At 72.2% G+C, this 22,333-nt stretch carries 15 protein-coding genes and 2 pseudogenes; 8 read left to right on the top strand and 9 right to left on the bottom strand.

The features are described from left to right. Positions 1 to 25 precede the first annotated feature (25 nt). On the bottom strand, positions 26 to 1,618 hold the full coding sequence (locus tag V7E46_RS00725; RefSeq protein ID WP_333766552.1) for a protein kinase domain-containing protein: 1,593 nt from the start codon (positions 1,616 to 1,618) through the stop codon (positions 26 to 28). A gap of 279 nt (positions 1,619 to 1,897) precedes the next feature. Between V7E46_RS00725 and V7E46_RS00720 the strand changes: the two genes are divergently transcribed. Then, positions 1,898 to 3,610, top strand: coding sequence for a protein kinase domain-containing protein (locus V7E46_RS00720; RefSeq protein ID WP_333766551.1), 1,713 nt, complete (start codon positions 1,898 to 1,900; stop codon positions 3,608 to 3,610). 198 nt (positions 3,611 to 3,808) lie between these two features. Here V7E46_RS00720 and V7E46_RS00715 read toward each other — a convergent pair whose 3' ends face one another. The 5 genes and pseudogenes from V7E46_RS00715 to V7E46_RS00695 form a co-directional block, all read right to left on the bottom strand. Beyond that, positions 3,809 to 4,369 (bottom strand): bacterial proteasome activator family protein, encoded by a 561-nt coding sequence (locus tag V7E46_RS00715; protein WP_329176752.1) that lies wholly within the window; start codon positions 4,367 to 4,369, stop codon positions 3,809 to 3,811. Between the two features lie 252 nt (positions 4,370 to 4,621). Then, positions 4,622 to 5,286, bottom strand: a pseudogene (locus V7E46_RS00710) (PadR family transcriptional regulator). Between the two features lie 290 nt (positions 5,287 to 5,576). Beyond that, positions 5,577 to 5,936 carry a hypothetical protein gene (locus V7E46_RS00705; protein ID WP_333766550.1) on the bottom strand — a complete coding sequence of 120 codons (360 nt, stop codon included), beginning with the start codon at positions 5,934 to 5,936 and terminating at the stop codon, positions 5,577 to 5,579. A gap of 766 nt (positions 5,937 to 6,702) precedes the next feature. Beyond that, positions 6,703 to 7,668, bottom strand: coding sequence for an NAD(P)H-quinone oxidoreductase (locus V7E46_RS00700; protein WP_333766549.1), 966 nt, complete (start codon positions 7,666 to 7,668; stop codon positions 6,703 to 6,705). A 171-nt stretch (positions 7,669 to 7,839) separates the two neighbouring features. After that, positions 7,840 to 8,874 carry a GAF domain-containing protein gene (locus tag V7E46_RS00695; protein ID WP_333766548.1) on the bottom strand — a complete coding sequence of 345 codons (1,035 nt, stop codon included), beginning with the start codon at positions 8,872 to 8,874 and terminating at the stop codon, positions 7,840 to 7,842. Between the two features lie 848 nt (positions 8,875 to 9,722). On the opposite strand from V7E46_RS00695, the gene V7E46_RS00690 reads away from it, so the two are divergent. The 7 genes from V7E46_RS00690 (at position 9,723) to V7E46_RS00660 (ending at position 18,894) form a co-directional block, all read left to right on the top strand. Continuing rightward, entirely contained in the window at positions 9,723 to 11,663 is a 1,941-nt protein-coding gene (locus V7E46_RS00690; RefSeq protein WP_333766547.1) for a beta-ketoacyl synthase N-terminal-like domain-containing protein, read from the top strand. Continuing rightward, the gene (locus V7E46_RS00685) at positions 11,660 to 13,246 is read left to right on the top strand and encodes an amino acid adenylation domain-containing protein (protein ID WP_333766546.1); all 1,587 of its coding nucleotides are present in this window, start codon (positions 11,660 to 11,662) and stop codon (positions 13,244 to 13,246) included. The genes V7E46_RS00690 and V7E46_RS00685 overlap by 4 nt, the downstream gene beginning before the upstream one ends. Positions 13,247 to 13,322: 76 nt before the next feature. Continuing rightward, complete coding sequence (locus V7E46_RS00680; protein WP_333766545.1) at positions 13,323 to 14,507, top strand: NAD(P)/FAD-dependent oxidoreductase; 1,185 nt, start codon at positions 13,323 to 13,325, stop codon at positions 14,505 to 14,507. Positions 14,508 to 14,744: 237 nt separating this feature from the next. Then, on the top strand, positions 14,745 to 17,510 hold the full coding sequence (locus V7E46_RS00675; RefSeq protein WP_333766544.1) for a nitrate- and nitrite sensing domain-containing protein: 2,766 nt from the start codon (positions 14,745 to 14,747) through the stop codon (positions 17,508 to 17,510). 14 nt (positions 17,511 to 17,524) lie between these two features. After that, the gene (locus tag V7E46_RS00670; protein ID WP_329176768.1) at positions 17,525 to 17,953 is read left to right on the top strand and encodes a roadblock/LC7 domain-containing protein; all 429 of its coding nucleotides are present in this window, start codon (positions 17,525 to 17,527) and stop codon (positions 17,951 to 17,953) included. 19 nt (positions 17,954 to 17,972) lie between these two features. Continuing rightward, positions 17,973 to 18,320, top strand: a complete 348-nt coding sequence (locus V7E46_RS00665; RefSeq protein ID WP_333766543.1) for a DUF742 domain-containing protein — start codon at positions 17,973 to 17,975, stop codon at positions 18,318 to 18,320. After that, positions 18,301 to 18,894, top strand: coding sequence for a GTP-binding protein (locus V7E46_RS00660; protein ID WP_329176770.1), 594 nt, complete (start codon positions 18,301 to 18,303; stop codon positions 18,892 to 18,894). Before V7E46_RS00665 ends, V7E46_RS00660 begins: the two co-directional genes overlap by 20 nt. Before the next feature lie 17 nt (positions 18,895 to 18,911). Here V7E46_RS00660 and V7E46_RS00655 read toward each other — a convergent pair whose 3' ends face one another. The 3 genes and pseudogenes from V7E46_RS00655 to V7E46_RS00645 form a co-directional block, all read right to left on the bottom strand. Continuing rightward, positions 18,912 to 20,003 carry a potassium channel family protein gene (locus V7E46_RS00655; protein WP_333766542.1) on the bottom strand — a complete coding sequence of 364 codons (1,092 nt, stop codon included), beginning with the start codon at positions 20,001 to 20,003 and terminating at the stop codon, positions 18,912 to 18,914. Then, the gene (locus V7E46_RS00650) at positions 20,000 to 21,415 is read right to left on the bottom strand and encodes a molybdopterin molybdotransferase MoeA (RefSeq protein ID WP_333766541.1); all 1,416 of its coding nucleotides are present in this window, start codon (positions 21,413 to 21,415) and stop codon (positions 20,000 to 20,002) included. Before V7E46_RS00650 ends, V7E46_RS00655 begins: the two co-directional genes overlap by 4 nt. Continuing rightward, a pseudogene (locus V7E46_RS00645) lies at positions 21,412 to 22,316 on the bottom strand (DUF6457 domain-containing protein). The gene V7E46_RS00650 and the pseudogene V7E46_RS00645 overlap by 4 nt, the downstream one beginning before the upstream one ends. Positions 22,317 to 22,333 lie beyond the last annotated feature (17 nt).

Here is a 22,333-nt window from a genome sequence, read left to right as displayed (position 1 = left end):
GGCGCTCTCGCGGGGTGGCCCGGGGTCAGCCGTCCGAGCCCGCGATGCTCCCCACCGGGTCACCGGTCTCGGTGGGCGGGTCGGTCGGGGTCGTCGGCGTGCTCTTGGTCGGCGTCGACGACGGGGTGTCCTTGGTCGGCGGCGTCGTGGCCGGCGTGGTCGCCGGGGTGGTGGCCGGGGTCGTCGGCGGCGCACTGGTCGCCGGGGTCGAGGGCGGAGTGGTCGGCCCGGTGCCCTCGTCGCCGGTGCCCGTCGGGTCGCCGGTCGGCTCGTCCGTCGGCTGCTGGCCGGTCGGCTGCGTGCCGGTCCCCTGCGTCGCGGAGGACGACGGGGGGGTGTCGGCGGGATTGTCGCCGCCGCCGGAGCTGTTGGTCGCCAGGTAGACGCCGAGCACCACGGCCAGCACCGCGGCGACCGCGAAGAGCACCGGCTTGAGCCAGCGGTTGCCGCCCGGGCCGCCGCCGGCGCCGCGCCCGCCGTCGTAACCGCTCTCCTCGTATGCGCTGCCCGTGCCGTTGCCGACGACGCCGGGGATCAGCGGCAGGCCCAGCTCCGCGGTATTGCCGCTGCGCCCGTCCGGCTGACGCGTGCCGTCGGCCGCACCGGGGCGCGACGCCTGCGGGAGGACCGCGGTGACCACGCCGGTGTTCCACAGGCCGCCGGTCCAGCCGCCCTGCCGGGTCAGCGTCTGGTGCGCGTAGCCGACGACGCCGCGCATCTCCTCGGCGCTCTGGAAGCGGTCCTCCGGCTGCTTGGCCAGCGCGCGCAGCACCATGCCGTCGAGCTCGGGCGGCACCCGGTCGCTGACCTGCGACGGGACCCGCGGGTCGTCCTGGACGTGCTGGTAGACCACCGACAGCGGGGTCTCACCGGTGAAGGGCGGGCGCAGCGCCAGCAGCTCGTAGAGCAGGCAGCCGGTGGCGTAGAGGTCGCTGCGGTGGTCCACGGACTTGCCGAGCGCCTGCTCGGGCGACAGGTACTGCGGGGTGCCCATGACCATGCCGGTCTGCGTCATGGTGCTGGCGGCGCCGTGCAGGGCGCGGGCGATGCCGAAGTCCATGACCTTGACCGCGCCGCCCGTGGCGATGATCACATTGGCCGGTTTGATGTCCCGGTGCACGATGCCGTGCTGGTGGCTGTACGCGAGCGCGTCCAGCACACCCGAGACGATCAGCAGCGCCTGGTCGATCGGCGGCGGGGTGGGGCCGTTGAGCAGGTCCTTGATCGTGTGGCCCTCGACCAGTTCCATCACGATATAGGGGACGGTGCCGGTCGGCGTGCGGTCCTCGCCCGAGTCGTAGACGGCCACGACGGCGTGGTGGTTCAGGCCCGCGACGGCCTGCGCCTCCCTGGTGAAGCGGGCCTTGGAGACGGGGTCCTCCGCCAGGTCGTTGCGCAGCAGCTTCACCGCGACGGTCCGGCCCAGCCGTACGTCCTCGGCCGCGAACACCTCGGCCATGCCGCCGCGGCCCAGCCGACCGGTCAGCCGGTAACGGCCCTCGCCGACGAAGGAGCCCACGCCCCACTGGCCGGAGAACTCGCCGCGGGACTCGCCAGAGGCATCCGACGCTCCGGTGGGCGCTCCGGTGCCGCCGGCCGTCTCGTTCGGGTCGACCATCAGTCCTCGCCGTCGTTCGCCATCGCTTCGTGCTTCGTCTGGTGCGCCACCGTACCGCTTTTCGGCAGACCTCCACGGCCCCCGTCCAGGCGCTTACCCCTGTTTGACAGGCCGATCCGGATACTCGGGAAACTTCCGCGCTGTGTGCGCACCCCATGCGCATCAGGTGACGAGATGGTCAACGAACTTGACGTGCTCGCGCGATCGGCCAAACTTGGCGGGAAAGCTCCGGGGACGAGTGTGTCTTCCCGTTGGATCTTCATGGGGGTAGCGGTACTGATGAGCGGGGACGCCACGCAGGGCGGCGGGTACACGGGGCGCTCGGTCGGCGGCGGGCGGTACCAGCTGCGCGATCTGCTCGGCCAGGGCGGGATGGCGTCGGTGCACCTGGCACATGACACCGTGCTGGACCGGCCGGTCGCCGTCAAGACCCTCCATACCAATCTCGGCCACGAGCAGTCCTTCCGCGAGCGCTTCCGCCGCGAGGCCCAGTCCGTCGCCAAGCTCAACCACACCAACATCGTCTCGGTCTTCGACTCCGGCGAGGACACGATCGACGGTCAGGTCGTCCCCTACATCGTCATGGAGTACGTCGAGGGCAAGCCGCTCGGCGACGTCCTGGCCGCCGACGTCGCCCAGCACGGCGCGATGCCGGCCGACCGGGCGCTGAAAATCGTCGGCGACGTGCTCGCGGCGCTCGCGGTCAGCCATGAAATGGGCCTGGTCCACCGGGACATCAAGCCCGGCAATGTGATGATCACCCGGCGCGGCACCGTCAAGGTGATGGACTTCGGCATCGCGCGCGCCATGCAGTCCGGGGTCACCTCGATGACCCAGACCGGCATGGTCGTCGGCACTCCGCAGTATCTGTCGCCAGAACAGGCCCTGGGGCGCGGCGTCGACGAGCGCTCCGACCTCTACTCGGTCGGCTGTCTGCTGTTCGAACTCCTCACCGGCCGCCTGCCCTTCGACGCCGACTCACCGCTGGCGATGGCGTATCAGCATGTGCAGGAGACGCCCCCAACGCCGTCCTCCGTCAACCGCGCCCTCACCCCGGCCATCGACGCCCTGGTCGCCCGCGCCCTGCGCAAGAACCCGGCCGAGCGCTTCCCGACCGCCGACGCCATGCACGACGAGAGCGACCGGGTGCTCGCGGCCACCACCCGCAACACGATGCCGCTGATCTCCGGCGACCCGGCGGCCGGCAACCGCGGCGAAGGCGTCGCGGCCTCCGTCTTCCCGTCCGCGCAGGGGCCGCTCCGGACACCGCCGCCGCAGCTCCACACCCCGTACGCGCCGACCCCGCAACCGCACGGCTTCGGCCCCTCCACCCCGCCGCCGTCCGCCTACGGCTATCCGCAGCAGGGCGGCCACCGGACCCCGCCGCCCAGCCCGGCCTACGGCATGAGCGCACCGCCGCCGTCCCTGCGGTCCGTCCCGCAGCAGCACATGGGCGGCAGGCCGCCCGGCGGCGGCGCGGGACCCGGCGGCGGAGGCGGGCGCAAGCGGAACACCCCGCTGATCGTGGGTGCGGCCGTCGCCGCGCTGGCCGTCGTGGTCGTCATAGCCATCGTCATAGCGATGTCCGGCGGTGGCGGCGACGACCCGGTGACCGACCCGACCGGCGACCCGAGCGTGACCGCCACCAGCACCGCTTCCGACTCCCCGACCACGCCCGCCTCGGACAGCGTCGTCCAGGGCGACCAGAGCCGCACCATCGAGTCGTCCGAGTGCACCAAGGCGCACAACGAGCTGATCAACCCGGGCAAGCCCAACCTCATGACGATGCCCGACTTCACCTCGATCTACGTGGACTCCGCCGTGGCCTGTATGAAGGCCGCCAACTGGCCGTACGAGATCAAGGACATGGACGAGCAGCAGTGGGGCAAGGGCACGATCACCGCCCAGACTCCCAAGTCACTGGACGACTTCGACATCACGTCCGGCCAGAAGGTCACCATCTGGGTGTCCACGGGCAAGGGCGCCAGCTGATCGTCCCTCCGGGCCTGGCCGGGTGAGCCGTCCGGCCGGCTATTCACCGCCGGCTCAGCGGGCCGGACTCCGCGGACCGGGCTCTGCGGGCCGCCCGAAGCGCGAGCCCGAGCCGCCCCGGCCCACCTGGCGGCGGCACATCCGCCGGGGAGAAGCTGGCGTCCCGTGCCCGTGCCCGCGTCCGCCGGATGCGGCGGCTTAGAGGTACGGGCCCGAGCGCGAACCCGGGTGGCCGGCCTCCTGCTCCTCGTCGCTGCCGAGCGCACCCGGCGGCAGTGCGCGCCGCATCTGCTCGAGCTGGGCGCGAGCCGCCATCTGCTGGGCGAACAGCGCGGTCTGGATCCCGTGGAAGAGGCCTTCCAGCCAGCCCACCAGCTGCGCCTGGGCGATCCGCAGCTCCGCCTCGCTCGGCACGCTCTCGTCCGTGAACGGCAGCGACAGCCGCTCCAGCTCCGCCACCAGCTCCGGCGCGAGGCCCGCCTCCAGCTCCTTCACCGAGCTGGTGTGGATCTCCTTGAGCCGTACCCGGCTGGCCTCGTCCAGAGGTGCCGCCCGCACTTCCTCCAGGAGCTGCTTGATCATGCTGCCGATCCGCATCACCTTCGCCGGCTGCTCGACCATCTCCGTCACCGGGATCTCGCGGCCCTCCTCGCCATCACCGCCCGGCGCACCCCCCAGGGCCATTCCGTCCGGCCCGACGACCAGGACCTGTGGATTCTGCGAGCTCTCCGGCGACCGTTCGTTCATCGGCATCTCCATACGCCCATTGTCCCGCACACCCGTCCTGCCCGGGTCCGTGCCCCCTCATCCCCCGACCCGCCTGCCGAGCTCGGGACGGGACCGGGTGACCAGCGCCGCCAGCAGCCCCGCGCCCAGCGGCACCAGCACGATCAGCGCCGCCAGAGCGCCCCACGGGATGGCCACCGGCACATGCGGCACGCCCGGGTTGCCCCGGCCCGACTCGATCGCCCGCCGGGGTGCGAGCCGCTCCGATCGGTCAACGCCGGCAGGTCAACGCCGGGGCTGTCTGAGGGCGCCGCGCAGCCCTCTGTCCTGCGCGGGGTCCCGCTTCTTTCCAGCGTCGGCCGGGCCGGCCGGGCCGGATGCCGGGGCCGAGTGGCTGTCGGCCACGGCCTGCGGGGCCAGTCGCACGAGCCTGGCCCCGCAGTGGTCGAGCCAGCGCGCTTCCGCCTCGGCCTGGAAGATCAGCTGGTCCAGGGCCAGCTGCCAGGCCACATCGTCCGGGTCGAACACACCCGGCCGGCGGGACGCGGCGTGCAGCGCCTGTCCCTTCAACCGCGTGCAGTCCTGCATCACCCGGATGGTGTGGGCGCGCTGGGCCTGGATGACCGATCGCACATCGGCCTCGGGCGAACCGACCGCCATCGCGAGCTTGATCGCCAGTTCGTTCCGCGGCGGGTTGGCGCGGTCGACCGGGGGGCGAACCACTGCTTCAGCTCGTCACGGCCGTCCTCGGTGATGGCGTAAAGGGCATGGCCTTCTCCGTCCTCACCTGCGGGTACGACCAAGCCGTCCCGCTTCAGCCGGGCGACGGTCGTATAGACCTGCCCGACGTTGAGCGGCCAGGTGGAACCGGTGCGCGACTCGAACTCGGTGCGCAGCTGGTAGCCGTAGCGCGGACCCCGTTCGAGGGGGGCCAGCAGGCCGTGACGGATCTACATACTGAGTACGTATACCCAGTATGGTCGCCGGGCATGGCCGGTCGGCGGGTTCGCACAGCTCTTCACTCGAACGGGTGGTCGATTGCTTTCGGGTGTTCGGAACGATCCGCGATGGGCAATCATGATCGTGGAAGGTGACTCACGGTCACGGAGAATCGAAGCTGATGGTCTCGCGTGCGGACGCGGGTGCTCACGCGCACGGCAGGCGTGGGCGCAGGCGCGCGGGTGCCGGTAGGCATAGAGAAGTAGTGGTGGAAGGAGGTGGGGACGGTGCGGGGAAGCAATCAGAGGCGGCGCAGGCGCAGACCGAGGAAGCCGAGCCCCAGTCCGACCAGCATCATTCCGGCACCGAGCGGCAGCACTCTGAGTACCCGCCGCCCGGGCCCGTAGGAAGAGGCCGACCCCTGCTGTTCCGCCTCGGGGGCGGCGGGTGCGGGTGGGGCCGCGGTCGGCCCCGACTCCTCGACGCCGAGCACGAGCGAGGGCGCATGGTCGCCGTGGTCGCGGCCGTGGTGGCGTGCGGGGCGCCCCTGCTCGTAGGCGCGCCCGGCGGGGTGTCCGCTCCCGGCGGTCGGGGACGGCGACGGGGACGGGGACATGTGCGCCGGCGGGTGCAGCGGCGCGGCGGTGTAGGCGGACGGCACGGGCGCCGGGTGATCGTGATCGGGAGTCCTGGCGGGCGCCGGCGACCGGTCGGGGCCGGCCGGCTTCCGTGCGGGCGGCCGGGAGGAGGCAGGCGAATGGGACGAAGGAGGTGAGGGCGGCATGGCAGGCATGCCGGTGGTAGCGGGTGGAGCGGGTACGGCAGGGACGGTTGGCGGGGTCTCTGGCAGCCTCGGCGGTACGGATCCCGCGGGTCTTCCTGGCCGGTCGGCCGCGGGGGGCGGGACGGCACCGGCTCCGGGTGGCGGACCGCCCGGCCGCGGTTCACGTCCTGGCGGGGGTTGCGGCGGCCGGGCCGCGCCGAGAACGGCCGCCCCGCCCGGCACGGGCGCACCTCCGGGCACGTGCGGCGCGGGCGCGGCCGGAACGGCGGGCGGCGGCCCGGTGGCCCGGGCGATGCCGGCCGGGGTGAAGAGTGCCGCCGCGAGGAGTACGGGAGCGACCGCCCGAGCAGTGGGGGCGGCGACCGGCCGGCCCGGCTGCGCGGCGGCCCGCGGCCTGCCTCGCCTGCCGGATGCCCACCGCACGCGCATCGCCTCTCCGCCGGTTCCTGGGTGGTCCCAGCGTCACATGAGGCGACATTTCCGGCATCCCGACCTGGGAGGCGAACCGGCGAGGGGCAGGATCCCGTGCAAACCGTCCAGTCGGCCACATTGGCTGAAAATGATCGGTCCGAAAAAGCCTCATTGGAAGCCGTGGGAGGTTCGATGCCTCCCAGCGCGCCGCCAGGGCCCTGACCGGCTGTGGTCAGAGCGTGAGCAGGATCTTGCCGATGTGTTCGCTGCTCTCCATCAGGCGGTGGGCGTCGGCGGCCGAGGCCAGCGGAAGTGCGCGGTCCACGATGGGACGGACGGTGCCGGCCTCGATCAGCGGCCAGACGTGCTCGCGGACGGCGGCGATGATCGCCGTCTTCTCCTCCGGCGGCCGGGCCCGCAGACTGGTCGCGATGACGGCGGCGCGCTTGGCGAGCAGTGTGCCGAGGTTGAGTTCGGCCTTCGTCCCGCCCTGCATGCCGATGACGACGAGCCGGCCGTTCACCGCCAGGGCGTCGATATTGCGGGCCAGGTAGGCGGCACCGACCACGTCGAGGATGACGTCCGCACCGGGGCGGCCCAGTTCCTCGACGAAGTCCTGCTCGCGGTAGTTGATCAGGACGTCGGCGCCCAGATCACGGCAGGCCGCCAGCTTCTGCGCACTGCCCGCGGTCGCCACGACCGTCGCACCGATCGCCTTGCCCAGCTGGATCGCCATCGTGCCGATGCCGCTGGAGCCGCCGTGCACCAGCAGCGTGTCGCCGGGCCGGAGGTGGGCGACCTGGAAGACGTTGGACCACACCGTCGCAGCCACTTCGGGCAGCGCGGCGGCCGTCACGAGGTCGACGCCCTCGGGAAGCGGGAGCAGTTGGCCGACGGGGACGGCGACCTGCTCGGCGTAGCCGCCGCCGGAGAGCAGCGCGCACACCTCGTCGCCGACCGACCAGCCGGTGACTCCTGGGCCGGTGGCCGCGATCCGTCCGGAGCATTCGAGTCCGGGATAGCGGGAGGCGCCGGGCGGCGGCTCGTAGTGGCCCTGCCGCTGGAGGACATCGGCGCGGTTCACGGCCGAGGCCGCGACCTCGACCAGCACTTCGCCCTCGGCGGGTACGGGATCGGGGACGTCCGCGAGGACCAGCGCCTCGGGGCCGCCCGGTTCGGCAATCGTGATCGCACGCATGCCTCGACCCTACGGGACGCGGTCAGGCGGATCCGTGACGCCGTGCGTGCACCGCGCCGGGGCGCCCGCCGCAGGGCGAAGGGCTCGGGGGGTCCGCCGCCCGAGCCCGTGGTCACGACGTCGGTGCGCGCCGCCGGGGGCGCCACGCGGTGTTGTGTGCGGCACGGGTGTTCAGTGGTGGCCGGGAGCGGGGCCGCCGGGCAGGCCGCCGGCGCCGAGCCGCTCGAAGCGCTCCTGGACGTTGGCCGCGAAGGCCTGCTGGTCGGAACCGGGGTAGGACTGCCCGGTGTCGTTCATGGCCACGGTCAGCACACCGCTGATGGGCGCGCTGGGGGAGGTGCGCACCGGGGTGCACAGGAAGTTGAAGTCCTGCGGGAGGCCCATGTCGTAGGTCGCGACCGAGGCCCGGTTGAGCATGGTGGCCTGGCCGGTGCGGAAGGCATCGTCCATGGCGTTGAAGACGCCGATGGCCTCCAGCGTGGGCAGCACGTGCCGGCCCGGGCTGAACTGCGGGACCATGCCGAATGCCGAGCCCTGCCGGCCGTTGGCGTAGCGCAGGAGGTGGTGCGGGCCCTCGGTGAGCATGATGGGGAAAGGTGCTCCGTCGAAGACCGAAAACAGCTCCTGCTGCTGGGCGAGGAGGCTGTCGCGCAGTTTGAAGTCCGACAGGAGGGTTTCGGTGAGTTCCTGCATGCCCTCCCGCAGCTCGCGGTCCCAGGTGCGGGGCTTGACGTCGGCGACGCAGACGGTGCCGAGGATCATGCCGGTGTTGTCGCGCAGCGGAGTGCCCAGGTAGGAGCGCACTCCCATGTCGTTGACAAGAGGGTTGCCCTTGAAACGGGGGTAGTCGAAGACGTCGTCAAGGGCGAGTTGGGAACCCTGGGCCACGACGTGCGGGCAGAAGCCGTAGTCATTGCCCGCCTCGCGAGCGACGCTGCTCAGGTCGAAGACGATGCCGTTGCTCTCGCTCCCGGTCATCGGCGCGTCGGGCGAGGACGGCGGCACATACATGCCGCGGAACATCTGGCGCTCGTCGTTGATGAAGTTGACCATGGCGAGAGGCGACTTGGTCAGACTGGCCGCGATCCGGGCGACCCGGTCGAAGGTGGCTTCCGCTTCAACGGTGTTGAGGCCGAGAACCTGTAGCCGCAGCTTCCGCTGCTCGCCGGCCATGTTGGCCTGATCCGAGGAGGACAAGGGATTCATGAGATCAGATGAAAGCAGAACCCTGGCCCCCATGGATCGCCCGATCGGGAATTGGCCGTATCACGCGTCTCGCCGGTGATGTGCCGACCACCGAGAGTACACGCCCCTGGCACCCCGTGACCGCCCTGCCGCCAGCGGTCCCCTCCGAGCTGCCCAACCCGTAAGTCTGTCCAACTAATTCCAGGTTTCAACCTTCGGCGATCACTTCGCGCCAATCTTCAAGCGCCAATCGAGCAGAATCGATTATGCGTATGACAATCGTGCGGTGGGCCGGTTCTCGACGCTGCCACGCGCGACCTGGCCCACCAGTGAGGCAATCGAACCCCAGTTCGAGCGCCTGCTGACGGGGAGGCGGGTGCGACGCATGTGTCGCATGGGGGCCCGTGCGTGCCATGTTGTCCGATGTACCTGCGAAAGAGGACACGGTGGGGTGGGGCAAGTGCGGTTCGAGCTGCGGGCATCCCTCTGCACGCAGCGGCAGAGCTGCTACAGCCATGGAATTATGCGCTATTTCACGCCGAGATCCATTCCGACCGGGGTGTCCACATTGCCCCGTGCGAGGTGACTGCCCACCGATCCGGTGAGGAACGACGGCACATGGACACCGCCCCGTCGAGCGACCAGCGCGGCGACGGTGTGCGGTGCCGATCGCTCCGCAACCGATCCCCCGTACCGCCCGGAAGCAGGCCGTCCGGCGGTACGACGGTGCCGGTGGACGGCAGGAGAAGTCTGCAGGTGTCGCCGTCTCAAGAGGGCGCAAGGCCGGGTGCGGCCACTCCGATTCCATGCGGCAAGCTCAACGGCGCCGTCCCGTACGCACAGTGGCGAAGTATCGAAGGAGTTGTTCCATGATCAGGTCGGACGTGGACGAACGGTCCATAGCGGTGATCGGCATGGCCTGCCGACTACCCGGTGCGTCAGGGACTGATGAGCTGTGGACCCTGCTGCGGGACGGCGTGGACGCCACCAGCGAGACGCCCCTCGACCGTTACGACGCCGACGCCCTGCACGCCGGTTCCCCGGAGCCGGGGCGGCTCGCCAGCCGCCGCGCGGGCTACGTCGACGGCATCGCCGATTTCGACGCCGAGTTCTTCGGCATGTCACCGACCGAGGCCGTCGAACTCGACCCGCAGCAGCGGCTGCTGCTGATGACGACCTGGGAGGCCCTGGAGGACGCCGGCCAGCGCCCCGACCTGATCGCAGGCAGCAGGACCAGCGTCTTCGTCGGCAACGCCCGCGCCGACTACTTGGAGCTGACCCTCCGTCAGGGCCTGGAGAACGCGACCGCCGCCCAGTTGAACAACTTCCGCTCGCTGCTGCCGGCCCGGGTGTCGCATGTCTTCGACCTGCGCGGGCCGAGCGTCGTCGTCGACACGGCCTGCTCGTCCTCGCTGGTGGCGGTGCATCAGGCGGTGCAGAGTCTGCGGGCCGGGGAGAGCCCGTTGGCGCTGGCCGCCGGGGTGAACATCGCACTCCGCCCGGACGAGGGCGTCGTCATGAGCCAGGCCGGCGGCATGTCGCCCGACGGCCGCAGCAAGTTCGGCGACGCCTTCGCGGACGGCCACGCGCCCAGCGACGCGGTGGCCGTCGTCGTGCTGAAGCGCCTCACCGACGCCCTCGCCGACGGCGACCGCGTCCGCGCCGTCATCGCCGGCAGCGCGGTGGGCAACGACGGCCGCACCAGCGACAGCGTGCTCAACCCCTCGCTCGCCGGCCAGCTCGAAGTGCTGCGCTGGGCGTACGAGGACGCCCGGATCGACCCCGCCGACGTGGACTACGTCGAGGCGCACGGCTCGGGCTCACCCGCGCTCGACCCGCTGGAGCTGACCGCACTCGGCGAGGTGCTGGGCGCCGGACGCCCGGCGGGACGCCCGCTGCTGGTCGGCTCGATCAAGAGCAACATCGGGCACGCCGAGGCGGCCGGCGGTCTGGCGGGACTGGTCAAGGCGGTGCTCTGCCTGGAGAACCGCCAGGTCCCCGCCAGCCTCCATGCCATCACCCCCAACCCCAGGGTCGCCTGGGGCGCGCTGCCGCTGATGGTGCCCGATCGGCTGTACGCGCTGCCCGATCTGGGCCGTCCCGTGGTGGCCGGAATCTCCGGGCAGGGCTCGTCCGCGCTCAACGCCCACGTGGTGGTCCGCCAGGCCGACACCGCTCCCGCGCACCCAGGGCCGATGCCCGGGGTGCCTTACGTACTCGTGCTCTCCGCGCGTAGCGCCGCCGCGCTGGAGGACCTGGCCCGGCTGTACGCCGACTACCTCAGACCCGGCGGACGGGGCCCGTCCTTCGCGCTGCGTGACATCTGCTTCAGCGCGGCCACCCGCCGCCAGCACCACACCCACCGCCTGGCAGTGGTCGGCGCGAGCCACGAGGACATGGCCGAGGCGCTCACCGGATTCCAGGGCATCGGCGGGCTGCCGCTGTCCGGCCTGGCCGACCGCTACCGCAAGGGCGAGGACCTGCATTGGTCCGAGGTCTTCGGGGAGCCGGGCCGCTTCGTCCCGCTGCCGCACTACCCGTGGCAGACCAAGCGCTACTGGCCCGGCGAGGAGCAGCACACCGGTGACGCCGACCTGGCGGCGTGGATGCTGCGCGAGCACGCCCGCACCGGCTTCGACGACGGTTCGACGCTCACCGAGATAGGCATCGACTCGCTGGCGAAGCTGCGCATCCTGGTCGAGCTGGCCAAGCGGTCCGAGCAGGACGTGGACCCCGACGAGTTCGGCCGGCTGCGTACGGTCGGCGAACTGCGCGCGTGGACGCGGACCCTGGAGGCGGCTGCCCGATGAGCGACCCGCAGACCATGTACGAGTGGTTCGCCCGTTCGGCCGCCGAACACGGCCACGAGGTCGTCGCGCTCGAAGTCGGCGAGGACCGCCTGACGTACGGCGAACTGCGCGATCTGGCCGAGCGGATCGCCGCCCGGCTGGTCGCGGCGGCCGGCGGCAGCGCGCCGAGCCGCGTCGGGCTGCTGGTCGGCCGCTCGGTGACCGCCTATGCGGGCTACCTCGGCATTCTGCGGGCCGGCGGCACCGTCGTCCCCCTCAACCCCGAGCACCCCCCGGCGCGTACGGCCGAGATCGTCGAGTCGGCGCGGCTGGAGCTGGTGCTGGCCGACGCCGCGGGCGCGGAAGCCGTACGGACGGCGCCCCCCGCCGTACCCGTGCTCGCCGTCGGCGCAGAGGAGCTGGCGGCCCTCGCCCTGGAGCCGGCGCCCGAACTGCCGTACCCCCCGGCCGGCCCCGGCGACACCGCGTACATCATCTTCACCTCCGGCTCGACCGGTGCCCCCAAGGGTGTGCCGATCCTGCACAGCAACATCTGCTCCTACCTGGGCCAGGTCGCCGGACGCTACGACATCGGCCCCGGCAGCAGGCTGTCGCAGAGCTTCGAGCTGACCTTCGACGGCTCGGTGCACGACATCTTCGTCGCCTGGGCCGGCGGCGGCACCCTCGTGGTGCCGATGCGCAGCCAGCTGCTGTCGCCGGTGCGCACCGTCAACAACCTGCGGCTCACGCACTGGTTCTCGGTGCCGTCGCTGATCTCCTTCGCCTCCCGGCTCGGCACCCTCAAGCCGGGCAGCATGCCGACGCTGCGCTGGAGCATCTTCGGCGGTGAGCCGCTGCCGCTGGCCGCCGCCGCGCAATGGCGGACGGCCGCGCCCGCGAGCCGGATGGAAGTCCTCTACGGCCCGACGGAACTCACCATCTCCTGCACCGCCTACCGCATGCCCGACGACCCCGCCGCCTGGCCCGAGACGCCCAACGGCATCGCGCCGATCGGCAATTGCTACCCGATCGTGGACTTCGTACTGCTGGACGAGGACGGCCGGCCGAGCGACAACGGCGAGCTGTGCGTCCGCGGCCCGCTGCGCTTCCCGGGCTACCAGGACCCGGCGAACAACGCCGGCCGCTTCCTGATACCCGACCCGCACCCTGCCGACGGCGCGGCACGGGAGACCGCGTACGCGGACCCGACAGGTGCGCCGACCGACAAGCACTGGTACCGCACCGGCGACCGGGTCGCGGTCCGCGACGGCCTGCTGATCCACCTGGGCCGTACCGACCACCAGGTCAAGGTCCGCGGCCACCGGATCGAACTCGGCGAGATCGAGGCCGTATTGCGGCGCCAGCCCGGCGTGCGCGACGCGATCGTCCTCGCGGTGCCCACCGCCGACGACGGCGAGCCGGAGCTGGCGGCCGCGGTCTGCGGGACCGGCTGCGAGCCGGAGCGGCTGTACGCGGATCTCGGCGGCCAGTTGCCGCCGTACATGCTGCCGCGCAGAATCGCCGTGCTCGACACCCTTCCGCTCAACAACAACGGCAAGATCGACCGCAAGGCCCTGCTCGGCGAATTCGGGCACTCCCGCTGATCACCGGCGGCCGGGCCGTACCCCGCGGTACAGCACCACGACACCCACCGACCCGACATCTGTTGTGAGGCACCTGATGTTCGACGCCATTGTGGTGGGCGCGCGCTGCGCCGGATCGCCCACCGCCATGCTGCTCGCCCGCGCGGGCTATCGCGTGCTCCTGCTGGACAGGGCGCCCTCGGGCACCGACACGCTGTCCACCCACCTCATCCACCAGCCGGGCGTCGCCGCACTCGCCCGCTGGGGCCTGCTGGACCGCGTCCGCGCCTCCGGCTGCCCGCCGCTGGACCACGCGCGCTACGAACTCGCCGACGTCCGGCTGGAGGGCTGTGCGCGCGGAGTGGAGGGCCAGCGGGCCGGGTTCGCACCCCGGCGCCATGTGCTGGACGCCATCCTGGTCGAGGCGGCGGTGGCGGCCGGCGTCGAATACCGCGACCGCTGCCAGGTGACCGGCCTGCTGCGGGACGCGTCGGGCCGGGTCGTCGGCGTGCAGGGCAGGCACCGCCAGGGGTCGTTCACCGAGCGCGCCCACCTGGTGATCGGCGCCGACGGCATGCGCTCGGCGGTCGCCACCCTGGCGGAGGCCCCGTACACCGTGGTGGACCCGCGGCTGACCTGCGCGTACTACACGTACTGGCAGGACGTGCCGGCCGGGCTCGAACTGTACGAGGGCCCGTCCACCTGGACCGCGGCCGTGGCGACGAACGACGGCCTGACCCTGGTCCTCGCCTACTTCCCGCAGGACCGCTTCGAGCGGGTGCGCACCGACGCGCAACGGGCGTACCTGGAGCACGTCAGGGCCACCGCGCCCGCCCTCTACGACCGGATGGACGGCAAGGAGCCGGCAGAACGCCTCAGGGGCACCGGCGACCAGCAGAACTACTTCCGCCAGACGGCGGGTCCCGGCTGGGCGCTGGTCGGCGACGCCGGCCACCACAAGGACTCGATCACCGCCCGCGGCATCAGCGACGCCTTCTTCCAGGCCGAGTCGCTGGTACGCCACACGGCCGACCGGCTCGGCGGCAACCCCGCCCTGCTCGACGCCGCGCTGCGCGACTACGCCCTGGAGCGGGACGCGACCTTGACCCCCGGCTACGAATCCACCCTGGCCGTTGCCCGCCTCGAAGTCCACGAGCAGCGCCTGTCGCTGCTGCGGGCCGTGCAGACCGATCCCGAACTGACCTCGATCTACTTCGACATGGTCGCCGGCATCGGCACCGTGGGAGCGCTCTACACGCCCAAGCTGCTCGCTCTTCTGTGACGTTCCCGGCGGTGACCGGGGAGGGCGCGGGGGCCGGCCGGGGAGGGGCCGTCGGAGGATACCGTCGTCCTGTCAGTTGCCACCGGCGGATGCTGACGGTAGGCCATGATCCTGATAGGGTCAGCCCGGTAGCCGACTTCGTTGACGGTGAGTCAAGTCGCCGCGCCGGAGGAAAGACCGGCAAATTCGCAACTGTCCCTTAATGAACCAGCGTTCCGCTGCCGTACGAGGAATCAGATGCCAGGCACCCGCGACCGGCGGACACGTCATCGTTCCGTCCCGCGCAGATCTCTCCGTTCCTCGTTCGTCCTGCCCTTTGTCGTTCCCGCCGTCTGCCTGTGCGGGCTGTGGGGCTACACGGCGGACGGACTCGTCAGCCGGCAGATCGACCTGCACGCCGCCGCCGACCGGACCTCGTCCGTCGCCCGGCCCGCCCAGGACGTCGTCTCCGGGCTGCAGACCGAGCGCCGGCTCACCGCGGTCTGGCAGGCGGGCGGCAGTTCCACCGCCCGCAAGGACCTCGACGCCGCGCGCACCAAGACCGACGCCGCGGTACAGAAGTACCGCAAGGCCTCCGGGCTGAACAGCTCGGGCCTGCAGAGCTGGTCCAAGTCCCTCGGGGACGCCCTGGTCTTCCTGCCCGAGCGGCGCAGCGCCATCGACGGCCACAGCCTGTCGTCCACCGACGCCTTCCAGTTCTTCACCGACACCGTCTCGAACGGCATCGGCCTGGTCAGCGCGGCCTCGCGCAGTGACGACGGGCGCCTCGTCCACGGCGCGACCGCCACCGCCTCCGTCGCACAGATCACCGAAATGCTCTCCCGCGAGGACGCGGTCCTGTCCGCCGCGCTGCCCGCCCACCAGCTCTCCGCCACGGCCCGCGGCCAGTTCGGCGAATACCTCGCGATCCAGCGCCAGCTGCGTACCGACCTGACCATCGGCGACCTGCCGGGCGGCGCCGCGACCTCCGCCGCACGCATCGCGGACAACGCGCAGTCCAACACCGTCAGCCGCATCGAGGACGCGGTGGCCACCGGGCAGGGCACGGCGCTGCCGCAGCTCGCCGCCGAGTGGCCGACCGCCGCCGACGCGCTCACCGCGGACCTGCAGGGCCTGGGCTCCGACTCGCTCGCCGACCTCGCGGACATCGCCTCGGACGGCGCCAACGACCAGCTGATCGCGGTGCTCATCGGCACCGGCGCCACCCTCGCCGCGCTCGCCGCCGGCGTGCTGCTCGCGCTGCGCTCCCGCCGCTCGACGCTGCGCCGGCTCTCCGACCTCCAGGCGCGCACCAACGAGCTGTCCGGTGTGTGGCTGCCGCGGCTGCTGGCGCGAATAGAAAGTGGCGAGCGCGTCCCGCGGCCGAGTCTGGCACCGCAGAGCCATCAGGCGACCGACGAGATCGAGCGGATCGCCGGGGCCATCGACCAGCTCGGCCGGGTCGCCGCGGACACCGTCATCAGGCAGTCGCTGGGCCGCGAGGGCACCGAGAAAGTCTTCGCCCAGCTCATCCGGCGTACCCAGATCCTGATCCACCGGCTGATCTCGCTGCTCGACGACCTCGAGCGCAAGCACGAGGACTCGGACCTGCTCAAGGACATCTTCAAGGTCGACCACCTCGCGACCCGTGTCCGCCGGCACGCCGAGAGCCTGGTCATCCTCAGCGGCGCCGCACCGAGCCGCCAGATGACCGCCCCGGTCTCGATCATCGACGTGATGCGCAGCGCTGTCGCGGAGACGGAGTCGTACACCCGCGTCAAGGTCAAGAACATGCCGGCCGACCGTCAGCTCGCCCTCGCCGGGCGGGCCGTCGCGGACGTCACCCACCTGCTCGCCGAACTCATCGAGAACGGTACGAGCTTCTCGCCGCCCGACACCCAGGTGTTCGTCAGCGCGTCGAAGGTGGGCAAGGGCCTGGTCGTCCACATCGAGGACCACGGCCTCGGCATGCCGCAGGAACTGCTGGACCACGCGAACGAGCTGCTCGCCAATCCGCCCCGGCTGGACATGACGGCGCTCAGCGAGGACCCGCGCCTGGGCCACTTCGTGGTCGCCCGGCTCGCCGAGCGGCACCGGATCAAGGTCGAGCTGCGCGACTCGGTCTACGGCGGCACGCTCGTCGTCGTCCTGCTGCCGGCGGCCCTGCTCGAAGAGGTCGACTCCCCGGTCCTCGACCAGCTCAGGTCGGCGGCCGGCGCGAGCGCCGTCAGCACGGCGGCCGGCGAGGGACCGCGCAACCTGGTCTCCGAGGCGCCGCGACCCGCGGCCCCCGCCCTGGACAGCGGCGTGCTCGTGGCCGCCGACCGCGGTCCCGCCGCGGGCACGGGCGGCGGCGCGGCGAGTGGCGGAGCGGGGCTGCGCAGCGGCAACGCGGGCGTCATCATGCCCGACGGCGGCCGGGTGATCCCGCAGAACGAGGCCCACCCCCTCACGCACACCCGTGTCCCGGACTACAGCGGCTTCCCCGAATACGGAGGTCCCGGCCTGTTGCCCGCCGCTTCGGATCAACCCGCCTCACCCGCGCCCGGCCCGTCCGAATGGGCACCCGCCCAGGAGCACCCGGCGCACTACGGAACCGATTCCGGCGGGACGGGGCGGCCTGTGTCCGCCGCGTCCGGCGGGAATCCGCCTGCCGGGTACGGCATGCCCACCGGCAACGTACCCACGGGACCCATTCCGACCGGCAATGTGCCCACCGGCACCATGCCCACCGGTAATGTGCCTGCGCAGGACGCACAACACCCGCTGACCACCCCCCAGGTCCTGCCCCAGCGGACCAGGGGAGCGAGCCTCGCCACGCAGTTGCGCAGGGAGGCCGCTTACACACAGGACCGGCCGGACGGCAGCGGGGGGGACAACGGCGTCATTTCCCCTGACGCGTCGGCCCGCGCGATGATCGCCATTCAGCAGGGGCTGGAGCGGGCCAGGATGTCCGAGACCGACGAGCCGGGCGCGACGGAGGGACGACCGGATTCGAGGAGCTCGGGTGCCAACCAACTGTGAGGGAATGTTACGCAATGACTGAGCAGGTACAACCCGGTCCTCAGCTGGACTGGCTCCTCGACGGGCTGGTGGACCGGATTCCAGAGATCCGCTGCGCCATCGTGCTGTCCGGTGACGGTCTCCTCATCGGCAAGTCGAAGGACCTGCGTCGGGACGACGCCGAGCATCTGTCCGCGGTCGGATCGGGTATGCACAGCCTCGCCCGCGGGGCGGCACGCCACTTCCAGGGCGGCGAGGTCCAGCAGACGGTCATCCAGATGGAGAAGGCCTTCCTCTTCGTCACCGCCGCGGGACGGGGCGCCAGACTGGCGGCCATCGCCACGGAAGGGGTCGATGTCGGGATGATGGCATTCGAGATGGGCACGCTCGTCAAGCAGGTCGGCGCGTACCTGAGTGCCGCACCCCGCGTGCAGACCTCCGGTGGTCGCATACAGGATGCGTGAACCCCGATGGCACGACGGTGTGGAGGCCGGACGTCATCTGCGGCCCTATGCCATCACGGGCGGCCGCACCCGGCACAGTCGGCACACCTTCACACTGATCACGCTGGTAGCCGCGCGGTCCGTGCACGGAATCGAGCATGACCATCTGGAGCCAGAGGCCAACCAGATTCTCGACCTGTGCCGGACCCGGGCGGTGGCGATCGCCGAAATCGCCGCGCATATGGACCTGCCGGTGAGCGTGGTGAAGATCCTCTGCGGGGATCTGCTGAACGCCTCGCTCATCCTGGTCCAGGCGCCGCCCGGGCAGGAAGACCGGCCGAGCGTGGAACTCATCGAAAGGGTGATGAATGGTATCCGTCGGCTCTGAGCCGGTCATGCCGACCGCGCTCAAGATCCTCATCGCGGGCGGTTTCGGCGTCGGCAAGACCACCATGGTGGGCTCGGTCAGCGAGGTGCCCCCGCTGGAGACCGAGGAACGCATGACAACGGCGAGCCTCGGCGTGGACGATCTGTCGGGCGTCGAGGGCAAGACCTCGACCACCGTCGCCATGGACTTCGGCCGCATCACCATCGCGCCCGAGCTGGTGCTGTACCTGTTCGGTACGCCCGGGCAGGACCGCTTCTGGTTCATGTGGGACGACCTGTCCACCGGCGCGCTCGCGGCCATCGTGCTCGCTGACACCCGCCGGCTCGACGCGTCGTTCGCCTCGATCGACTTCTTCGAAGCCCGCGACATCCCCTTCGCGGTGGGCGTCAACTGCTTCAACGGGCAGCGCGACTGCTCGGCCCAGCAGGTGCGCAACGCGCTCGACCTGGGCCCCGACACCCCGGTCCTGCTGTGCGACGTCCGCGAACGCAGCTCCAGCAAGTCGCTGCTGCTCGCGGTGCTCGAAGCGGCCCGCGCGCAGGCCGCAGCCCGGCTGGCGACACCCGGGCGCTGACCGTACGGCCGCGCCGGTCAGCCGAGCGGTGCGGCGGCCGGCCCGTCGGTCGCGCGGCGGATCGCGATCAGCCGGTCGGCGGCCCGCAGCGGCGCGGCTTCCGGATCGTCGTGGTCCAGCAGCCGCGCGTCGCGTATCACCGACACCACCAGGTCACGGACATCCCGCGGCGCCATGCCCACCTCGGACCCGGCGACCGGCCGCTCGATGAGGTCCAGACCGCTGCCGTACGTGATCAGGTCGTCCATCACCTGGCCGACGCTCGGGCTGAGCACGGACAGCCCGAGCAGCCGTCCGGCGGCGCCCGAGCTGGTGATGACGGCGTCGGCGCCTGACTGGCGCAGCAGCGGGGCGTTCTCCTCCTCGCGGACCGAGGCCACGATGTGCGCCCGCCGGTTGAGCTGCCGGGCGGTCAGGGTGACCAGGACCGCGGTGTCGTCGCGCTGGGCGGCGATGACGATCTGCCGGGCCCGCTGCGCCTCGGCCCTGCGCAGCACCTCGCTGCGGGTCGCGTCGCCTGCGACCGCCACGTAACCCTCCTCGGTCGCGCCCTGCACCACCTTCGGGTTCGGGTCGACGACCACGATCCGCTCCGGCGGCACACCCCGCCCCAGCAGCGTCCGCGCCGCCGACCGGCCCTTGGTGCCGTATCCCACGATGACCACATGATCGTGCAACGTTCTTCTCCAACGGGTGAGGCGGAACTGCTCCCTGGTGCGCTCGGTCAGCACTTCGAGCGTCGTGCCGACCAGGATGATCAGGAAGATCACCCGCAGCGGCGTCACCAGGAGAGTGTTGCTCAGCCGCGCTCCGGTGCTGTACGGGACGATGTCGCCGTAGCCGGTCGTCGACAGCGTCACCGTGGAGTAGTACAGGGAGTCCAGGAAGGACACGGAATCGTCGGCGTTGTCGTGATAGCCGCCCCGGTCGGCGTAGACGATCACCACGGTGATGGCCAGCACCAGGAGCGCCAGCACCACGCGCCGTGTGACCTGCACCAACGGCCCGGCCGCGGGCCGCGGGAAGGCCACTTTGTAGCCTCTGGGCGCGGCCGGTGACGGATCGTCGATCGGAGGGTCCTGCGGTTCGCCGTCGCCTGGTGGCGTCATGTGCCGCTCCCCCATGCCGGGGCGAGCGCGCCCGTGTCCAGGACCGCCGTCTCCTGGCCCGCTCTCGCGCCGCCCGGCGGGATCACCGCCATGCCGTCGGCTGCGGCCAGTCCGCGGAGCATCGCGGGGCCGGTGAATTGCAGCGGCCGGGCGGCAGATTCGTCGTCGAAGACGACCGGGACCAGCCGGGTGTCGACCGCGTGCCCCGGTACGTCCGCGGTGAGCGGGGCGGCGTAGGGCGCCGGCACCGGCCGGCCGGACAGGGTGCGCAGCACGGGATCCACCAGGGTGAGCACCCCCGCGACGGCAGCGAGCGGATTGCCCGGCAATCCGGCCAGCAGCCCGCCGGAGGGGAGTCCGGCCAGCAGCATCGGGTGCCCCGGCCGTACCGCCACCCCGTCGACCAGCAGCTTCGCGCCGATCTTCGCCAGCACCGGATGGACGTGGTCGACCGGTCCGCCCGCCGTGCCGCCGGTGGTCACCACCAGGTCCGCGGTGCTCCCCACCACGGCGGCGAGCAGCACCCCCGCGTCGTCCACCAGCCGCCGCACACCGGTGACATCCGCGCCGAGCCCGCGCAGCCAGGGCGGCAGCATCGGGCCGAGCGCGTCACGCACCCGGCCGGCCCGCGGCGGCCCGTGGTCCAGCAGTTCGTCGCCGAGCACCAGGATCTCCACCCGGGGACGCATGGTGACGGTCAGTTCGTCGTATCCCGCGGCGGCGGCCAGGCCCAGCACCGCGGGGGTCACCAGCGTGCCCGCGGGCAGCAGCTCGTCGCCGCCGCGGCATTCCTGGCCCCTGCGCCGTATCTCCTGGCCGGAGCGGGGAGCCGGGTGCGGCGCCAGGACGTGCAGCCATTCGCCGTCGGTCCTGCTCCTGGTGCCGCCGTGCTCGCTGCGCAGCACCGCGGTGGTGCCTGGCGGGAGTACGGCCCCGGTGGCGATACGGATGGCGTGGCCGCCGAGCAGCGCGTCGGCCGAGCGCTGCTGCCCGGCGAGCACCTGGCCCTTCAGCCGCCACGGCCCCTCGCCCGCCACCGCCCAGCCGTCCATGGCCGAGGAGTCGAACGACGGCAGGTCGGTGAGCGCCACCAGCGAGCGCGCCAGCGCCATGCCGAGGACGTCCTCGCCGAGCGGCAGCGCCCGCGCGTCGAGCCTGCGGCCCACCTGCCGCGCGATCCGCCGCGCCTCGGGCCAGGGGACGGCGTCTGCGGCGGGCCGGGCCGGTGCGGGCGTACGGGCCGGGGCCGCGCCGCCGGGCTCGTGCCCGAGGGCGACGACCAGGGGGTCGGTGCTGGACGGGCGCGCGGAGGCGCCGCCGGCGCCGGGGCTGTTGGCCAGCGCCAGGGCGTCGTCCAGTGCCCGGTCCGCGGCGTCGGCGCCCGGACGGCCGTACTCGCGTGGGCCGCTCATCCGCCCGACTCCTCCGTCCAGCGCAGGGCCAGGTCCGCGGCCTTCCGCGCCGCCTCCCGTACGGCCTCGGGTCCGCCGCCCGCCTGCGCCGCCGCGTATCCCACTAGGAAGGTGGTCAGCGGCGCGGCCGGCCGAGCGACCCCGTGTGCCGCATCACGTGCCAGATCGAGCAGGACCCCGGTGTCCACGTCGAGGTCGATGCCCAATTCGGTCTTGACTGCTGCGATCCATTCGTCCACCACACGCACATCGTCCCCGATCCGCCCCCGCAAGCCACCCAGGCTCACCCCTTGGACTCCCCGTCCAGCCGTGCCCGGGCGACGGCGACGTCGTCCCAGGTGTCGCAGTCGAAGCTGGCCTCGCCTGTGGGGTCGGCGATCCGGCGCAGCGACAGTTCCCCGGTCAGCAGCCGCAGCGGCAGCCCGGCGAGGGTGCCGTGCTCGGTTCTGAGCAGGGCGGTCTCGCGGCGCAGCGGCTCCGCCGCGTAGGCCGCCGCCAGCGGCTGGTCGCGTCCCGCGGGGTCGGTGAGCAGGACGCCTTCGCAGGCTTCGGCGCCGGTGAGCGCGTCGGTGAGCGCGGTCAGCGTGCGTGCCGTCAGGAACGGCAGGTCGGCGGCGAGGACGACGACCGCCGCCGGGCGGTCCCCGCCGGTCAGCGCGGCGAGCCCCGCGGCGAGTGCGGGCAGCGGGCCGCCGCCCGCGGGCTGCTCCCGGGTCCACCGCACCGGCCGGGCGGTCGGCCTGCGCGGTCCGACCACGACGGTACGGTCGGCCGCCGCGCACGCGGCGAGCACCCGGTCGAGCAGCATCCGGCCGCCGACCGCGAGCGCGGGCTTGTCGGTACCGCCCAGCCGCCTGGCCGCGCCGCCCGCCAGCACCACCGCGTCGTAGCTCGTCGTCATGCCCGCGAGTATCCCCC

Origin of the sequence: Streptomyces sp. IBSBF 2435, assembly GCF_036815005.1 — a bacterium.
Taxonomy (GTDB): Bacteria; Actinomycetota; Actinomycetes; order Streptomycetales; family Streptomycetaceae; genus Actinacidiphila.
Note: the sequence above shows the minus strand (reverse complement) of the source record. Positions and strands in the feature narration are given on the sequence as shown.

What these genes read in the sequence shown, in the direction of transcription:
- V7E46_RS00690 (WP_333766547.1), top strand. Translation starts at nt 9,723, where the DNA reads ATGATCAGGTCGGACGTGGACGAACGGTCCATAGCGGTGATCGGCATG.
- V7E46_RS00720 (WP_333766551.1), top strand. Translation starts at nt 1,898, where the DNA reads ATGAGCGGGGACGCCACGCAGGGCGGCGGGTACACGGGGCGCTCGGTC.
- V7E46_RS00675 (WP_333766544.1), top strand. Translation starts at nt 14,745, where the DNA reads ATGCCAGGCACCCGCGACCGGCGGACACGTCATCGTTCCGTCCCGCGC.
- V7E46_RS00650 (WP_333766541.1), bottom strand. Translation starts at nt 21,415, where the DNA reads ATGAGCGGCCCACGCGAGTACGGCCGTCCGGGCGCCGACGCCGCGGAC.
- V7E46_RS00660 (WP_329176770.1), top strand. Translation starts at nt 18,301, where the DNA reads ATGGTATCCGTCGGCTCTGAGCCGGTCATGCCGACCGCGCTCAAGATC.
- V7E46_RS00685 (WP_333766546.1), top strand. Translation starts at nt 11,660, where the DNA reads ATGAGCGACCCGCAGACCATGTACGAGTGGTTCGCCCGTTCGGCCGCC.
- V7E46_RS00715 (WP_329176752.1), bottom strand. Translation starts at nt 4,369, where the DNA reads ATGGAGATGCCGATGAACGAACGGTCGCCGGAGAGCTCGCAGAATCCA.
- V7E46_RS00695 (WP_333766548.1), bottom strand. Translation starts at nt 8,874, where the DNA reads ATGAATCCCTTGTCCTCCTCGGATCAGGCCAACATGGCCGGCGAGCAG.
- V7E46_RS00725 (WP_333766552.1), bottom strand. Translation starts at nt 1,618, where the DNA reads ATGGTCGACCCGAACGAGACGGCCGGCGGCACCGGAGCGCCCACCGGA.
- V7E46_RS00670 (WP_329176768.1), top strand. Translation starts at nt 17,525, where the DNA reads ATGACTGAGCAGGTACAACCCGGTCCTCAGCTGGACTGGCTCCTCGAC.
- V7E46_RS00700 (WP_333766549.1), bottom strand. Translation starts at nt 7,668, where the DNA reads ATGCGTGCGATCACGATTGCCGAACCGGGCGGCCCCGAGGCGCTGGTC.
- V7E46_RS00680 (WP_333766545.1), top strand. Translation starts at nt 13,323, where the DNA reads ATGTTCGACGCCATTGTGGTGGGCGCGCGCTGCGCCGGATCGCCCACC.
- V7E46_RS00655 (WP_333766542.1), bottom strand. Translation starts at nt 20,003, where the DNA reads ATGACGCCACCAGGCGACGGCGAACCGCAGGACCCTCCGATCGACGAT.